The 1,253-nt window shown below is 39.8% G+C and carries 1 protein-coding gene; it reads right to left on the bottom strand.

Annotated features, from left to right (window positions below; all coding sequences use genetic code 11):
• Nucleotides 1-126: 126 nt before the first annotated feature.
• Nucleotides 127-1,253 (bottom strand): IS110 family RNA-guided transposase (locus HNP81_RS23590; protein ID WP_182504192.1); only part of this gene is annotated, 1,127 nt, incomplete at its 5' end.

Below are 1,253 nucleotides of genomic sequence, written 5' to 3'. Positions count from 1 at the left end.
ACTACCATGAAAATAAACTTCTGTAATTCAGTGAAAAAGGCAATACTTAATAAGACGCAGCTCATTCATTTTTAAAAAAGGGGAGAGCGCCTGATTCATTGATCCATTGTAGGGAAAAGGACTGAATTAAGATGCTTCAGGTTCTTGTAACGTAACTGTGTACCCTAAACTTTCGAGTCTTCGGAGTGAATGTCGTACAATGGATTGCTGTCTCTGTTTATCAAAGTAGTCTTCGCCTAGGTCTACATACATTTCTTTTCGTATTAAGAGATAATAAGCTATTCTCAACATGGCATGAGCGACGACGATTCCTGCTCGTTTCTTACCTTTTCGTGAAGCTGTACGCCTATACAGTGCTCCGAGATAGTTTTTAGATCCTCTTACTGAATGAGCTGCCTCAGTTAATGCTGATCTCAGATACTTGTTTCCTTTTTTTGTTTTAGCTGATTTCCTTTTGCCAGCACTTTCGTTGTGTCCTGGAACCAAACCAGCCCAGGAGCACATATGAGCTGCACTTGGGAATTGTTTTTTAACATCAGTTCCAATTTCTGATAGAATTTGCTCAGCCATTCTTGTAGCTATGCCAGGAATAGAATCTAATCGTTCAACATCTTCTTGATGGACACTTACTCTTTTCGCCACTTCTTGATCTAGCATTTCAATTTGCTCAGTTAAAAAATCAATATGCTTTAAAATGGTTTTCAACATAAGACGTTGGTGCGAATTGATATAACCTCTAAGGGCGAGTTCCAGTTCATCTTTCTTCTTTTTCATTGTACGTCGAGCGAAGTTCGCTAGTTTTTCAGGATCGTCTTCACCATCGGCAATAGCGTTAAGCATATCCCGAGCTGAAACGCCCATAACATCTGAAACCACAGAGCCTAGCTTAATGTTTGCACCCTCTAACACTTTTTGAATGCGATTATGTTGTCTAGCACGTTCTTCAATGATACTCCGACGATACCGAACTAGTTCACGGAGTTCCCGTTGATTCCGATCTGGAATGTAACTAGCTTTTAAGAGTCCATGACGAAGAAGTTTGGCAATCCATTCTGCATCCTTGACATCTGTTTTACGTCCTGGAACTGCCTTCATATGTTGGGCATTGACAACTAAAAACTCAATATCCTCAGCCTCTAGTAAATTCACAATAGGTTTCCAGTAAACGCTCGTACTCTCCATGGCAACATGGGTACAATTATGCTGTTTAATCCAGTCAACCAACTGTAATAGAAATACAGTTTTAGTAGAAA

This window comes from Peribacillus huizhouensis (assembly GCF_014138605.1).
Taxonomy (GTDB): domain Bacteria; phylum Bacillota; class Bacilli; order Bacillales; family DSM-1321; genus Peribacillus; species Peribacillus huizhouensis.
Note: the sequence above shows the minus strand (reverse complement) of the source record. Positions and strands in the feature narration are given on the sequence as shown.